This window comes from Arthrobacter sp. TB 26, assembly GCF_000427315.1.
Taxonomy (GTDB): Bacteria; Actinomycetota; Actinomycetes; order Actinomycetales; family Micrococcaceae; genus Arthrobacter.
Genome location: NZ_AUPJ01000234.1, coordinates 1 through 4,721, shown reverse-complemented (window position 1 = coordinate 4,721; position 4,721 = coordinate 1). Strand labels below are relative to the sequence as shown.

Below are 4,721 nucleotides of genomic sequence, written 5' to 3'. Positions count from 1 at the left end.
AGTGCGGTGATCTGGGGCATGGTGAGTTTGAGGATGGTCAAGGCCTTGCCGTCAGGGCCGGTATCCGGTGCCGGGACCGCGGTAAGGGCGGATCCGGCCGGGACTCCGCTGAAAACGATCGTGATCGCCTGCCCGTCACGCCGCAACACCGCCCGGTTCGTCCCGATACTCACACTCGCATCGGTAACCCACTGCCAGGTCAAGTCTTTGGCAGTGGCAGCCCGGATGACGTCCTTGATGACCATGCTCGTACTACCGTGGGTCACGGTCCTCGTCGCGGTACTGGTACCCGGCAGAGCCTGCCGCAAATCCACCGACGCCGCGATTGTCGACACTGCTTTGATCGCCGCAGATGCCGTGACAGGTTGGTTCACCCCCGGGATCGTGAGCGTGGAGTGCGCCGAGGTCCCCGGCTTCCAGTAGGTGTAACGCTGCAGCGCCGAGTAGTACCCCGAGGTACTGCTCGGCATCATGCCCGGATCCACCGCCCACTGAATCCCCCTGCGGAAGAACGACACCGTGCCCAGGTCCAGGTGCGCGTGGGTCAAGACGTTCGACCCGCCCTTCAACGTCGCCGTGCTCCCGGGCACGTGCAATGCCGCAAACCCGGTCTGCGGATACACCGAGGTCAGCTTCGCAGGCAAAGCACCCGGCGCAATCCGCCACCACATCAGATACGCGTCCGGTTTCTGCGCGAACCGTCCAGCCACCCACGCCGCGACCCCCGCATCACCCCGCACCCGCGCGTCCCACGCCGGCATCAGCGCACTCAACTCCTGCGGGAGCGCATCCCCAAACGGGGTGGGCAGCCCGTCCGGGCTGGTGCTGTTCAACGCATACCCCGAAACCTTCGCCAGTGACGGCATCGCCACCGGAACACTTCGATACGCATTGGCCAGCGTCGAATACAACACCGCCACAGCCCTGCTCTGGTAATTCCAGTACCCCGGCCCCTCCTGGGTCCCGCCGTCGGCAGTGATCATCTGCAGCGCAGGCTGGATGGACTTCAACGACACCTGAGCCAACGCCGCCGCCTGCTCCGGCCACCGCTTCAAAAACACCGCCCCCGCCACAAAATTCGCCGCGTTATGAATCGACGCCATATTCGTCGGCGTCGTCACAAACGAATCCCGATCCTCATAAAGACACGTCTGCGGCCCCAGCCACCGCACCAGCACCGTCTCCTCCAACCCCGCCAACTTCACCCAGTCCACCGCAGACGAGGCAGCCATCAACAAATGCGAAGCGACCATTGTGCTCATACCCCCGGGCCCGGCGATAAGAACTCGCTTGGCATCCGTGGCCAGGGTGTCGCGTGCCTTGGTATCGCTTCCGGATAGCCAGCCATACCCCAGCCGAGGCACCCTCAACACATACGCTGCCCGCAGGTCGTCCAGGCTCAGTACCAGACCCGCTTCATTCACTGCAGCCCGCAGTAGCTGTCCATGAACGGCCTTTGCGGCCGAATCGGCGGCAGCACCGGCAGCAGAGTCAAGCAAGATCTGCCGGCTGGCAGCGACTCCGGGCCCATCTGTGGGCAGCCTGGGAATGTACGTTGAGTCCGCTGCCGGTAGGGCGCACCCTCCCGGAAACCCGACCCAACCAGTCGCGGCAGGAATGCTCCCGGACCCCTGCTCAAGAGTCGCCACATACGCCGGAGATGCAAGCACAGGCGCGGCCACCGCTTGCCCCAAGACCCCCAACTGCCTGCCTGTGTCCGCAGCCAGCTGGGTGCTGAAAGCACCCGCCCGTGCCTTTGACTCCTGATACGCCGCGGACGTGATCCGGCCCGCCAGAACATCCGCCAAAGCTGTCGTGGCAACGCTCTGGTGTTTCGCCCGCAAGTCCTTCAACACCACCAACTGCTGCCCACTCTTCTTCACGGTCGCAGCCCGCTGCACCTCAACCTTCAACCTAACCGCCACAGCATCCATAGCCGCCTGCGTCGCAGCGACCGTCAATTCGCTTGCAACCGCTTTGACCAATTCCAGCCCAGAGGCGATCGCACCCTTGACCGCCAGTCCGTTGGCACGTGCCAGCAAGGGAACGTAGGCACGGGAGTCTACGTAGTCCTGGGTGGCGGCGTACTGCGTCTGACGTAGCGCCGCACGCTGCTCGGTCAATGTCGCTGCGTTTGCGGGGGCGGCCACGAGCCCGGTCAAGGCAATAGCCAAAATGACCCCCGCCGCAAAGGCGGACTTTAGGCTGATGCGGGCAAGATTGCCGAAAGCGCAAATGGAATTTCGATCTTCCCCCGTGGAAAGGCTCTCTTGCCGATTGTCAGAAGTCTGCTTGTACATCGGTATCCCCGAACACTTAGCGCGGTTAAGGGGCGACGAAAGCCGACCCCAGGACGAAAAGGCACAGGCATCGGGACGCAATAGGGTGCGGCTCATTGAGCACCGCACAGAATTCGAAGCGCGGACAATGGCGGTCGCTCGGTGATTGAGACCCGCAGACAAAACATCTGACTACGAAGACACCTGCATTTACTGCATCCCTAGGAGTTTCGATCTTATGAATTAGAGAGCGCCTTGGCACGAGTGCTGGGTACGCGAAAGCCGCCTTATAAAGTACGTAGCTGCAGCTCAGGTACTCGGTTCTGCGTGAAGCTACTACTTGGGGGCCTCCGCGGATCCTAAGCAGCGATCTCGAAAGACCTGTTCAGGTAACAGCGGAGTCGATGCACCTAACCGCTGCAAATGGGCACGGAGCTATCAGTTCGTGCCCCGGCCGAAGTCGGCTCCAGGTGTAGGTGCGTCCCTGTATAAATTTCGGGGTGTAAACGACACGTCGTTGATCTTTTCGATTCCAACGGCAATCGCCCCCCTCCGATTTCAGTCACGAGCATCTGCAATCGGTGCCCGTTGCTCCACGCATCCACACCGGTCGCGACACAAACTCGAAGTCGCCGGCACGTATTCGATACAACGTGTCCATCCGTGGCATGGTTCTCTAAGTGGAATTTCGAAGCCATTCAAACATTTGGGGGATTTGTGTCCGAGTTTTGCCGTTCCAAAAAGGTCTCATCTTGGACACGACGCGTGGCGGCAGCCCTTGCCGCTGCCGTGGCTGCTAGCGCTACCTGCGTCTTGCCGGCAAACGCTGTCGCCGAAGGCCGGATCGACCTCAAAGCGTCAGCGTCAGGCCGGTCTGCTGATGCGACTACCACCGCGTTGGATTCCTTTACCACTCTCCATCTCACCGCAGCTACTAGTTCCGGCGCCTCTATGTCGCCGACTATTTCTGGCACGGCCGCGGTGGGGCAGACGCTAACCCTCGATACGGGCACTTGGCCCCCGGGCACGACCTTTATATATCGGTGGCAGGCCGACGGTGCTTCGCTGAGCGAGGTCACCGGTCCGACTCTAGTCCTGCGTCCGGAGCACGCCGGCAAGGCGATCACAGTCCATGTCATCGGGTCCTGGCCGGGGCCGCCCTCGGTGTCGACGTATGCCGACACCGNCCGAGCCTACGGCCAGGGTGGCCGACGGTACTCTTAAAGCCAGCACGCCAGCCGTTTCCGGCAGGGGAACGGTCGGGCAGTCTCTCACGGTCGAGACCGGCACATGGACCGAGGGAACGACGTTTGAATATCAATGGCTGGCTGACGGCGCTCCGGTCATGGGGGCAACCGGTCCTGTCCTTTTGCTCGGTCCGGAGAATGCCGGCAAGGCGATCACGGCGCGGGTCAAAGGGTCCCTGCCGGGATACCTGCCAGATTCACGGACAAGCGAGCCAACAGCGAGGGTGGCCCGCGAGGCCTCGCCTACGGCGGTCACTTTCACAGACCGGAACGGCACGAAGGACGACAGCTACACGATAACCGCGACGGCGGGTGTGGACTACCTGGTTGGTGGGAACGTCGTTCCGGCGGGAACGTATTCGGGCGCTGGCACCTTACTGGTCTACCCACGGGCCCAGACGGGATATGTGCTGGTTCCCAGCACTCCGATTTTTTGGGGAACGACTTTCATGTCGACGCCATACCTGACCTCTGCCGCTGATGTCATTTTTACGGATCGGGGCCGGACGGGAACCGTTGGCAACGGTTTCACGATTCCAGCAAGCAAGGGTGTGGACTACATACTGGACGGAAAGACCATCGCCCCGGGAATCTACCCTGGCAAAGGCAGCCTAACTATTGTCGCAAGTGCACGACCCGACTACGTTCTGCTTCCGCTAGGGAACACGAGTTGGACGCATACGTTCCCAGCGGATCCGGATCTTTCGCACGCTGGTCCCGTCGCCGCCGGGCATCTACCAGTTGTGCCGGGCCCAGTGGTCTTCGTCGATGCGGGAGGTACATACACCGACGCCTATACGGTACCCTCCACTGCCGGTGTGGACTACTTCGTCGGCGGAAAGCTCGTCCACTCGGGAACATACAGGTCTTCGGGCACGGTAACTGTAATCGCAAAGGCGCAGCCTGATTACATCCTGGCCCCGGGCGCTACGGCGTCATGGACGGCGACGTTTACAGATTCGCTGGCCGGGGCCGCTCCGCGGATCACCGGAACGGCCAAGATTGGTTACACCTTGACCGCCACCCCCGGCGCGTGGTCACCGGCACCAGTCACCCTCCGCTACCAGTGGTACCGTGCCGGCGTAGCCATTAGCGGCGCCAACGCAATCACCTACAAGCCCACCAGTGCCGACGCAGGGGCCACCCTTACGGTCCGAGTCATCGCATCGAAAACCGGCTACACCACGGTCGGCAA

Annotated in this window: 1 protein-coding gene and 1 pseudogene; one reads left to right on the top strand and one right to left on the bottom strand. The window is 62.1% G+C overall.

Annotated elements, in window-relative coordinates; translation table 11 throughout:
• The coding region (locus tag K789_RS0108380; protein ID WP_029704769.1) for a heparinase II/III domain-containing protein at positions 1 to 2,300 on the bottom strand (2,300 nt) is incomplete at its 3' end.
• A 1,183-nt stretch (positions 2,301 to 3,483) separates the two neighbouring features.
• Here K789_RS0108380 and K789_RS25080 point away from each other — a divergent pair.
• Positions 3,484 to 4,721: pseudogene (locus tag K789_RS25080) on the top strand (hypothetical protein); the annotation flags it as partial.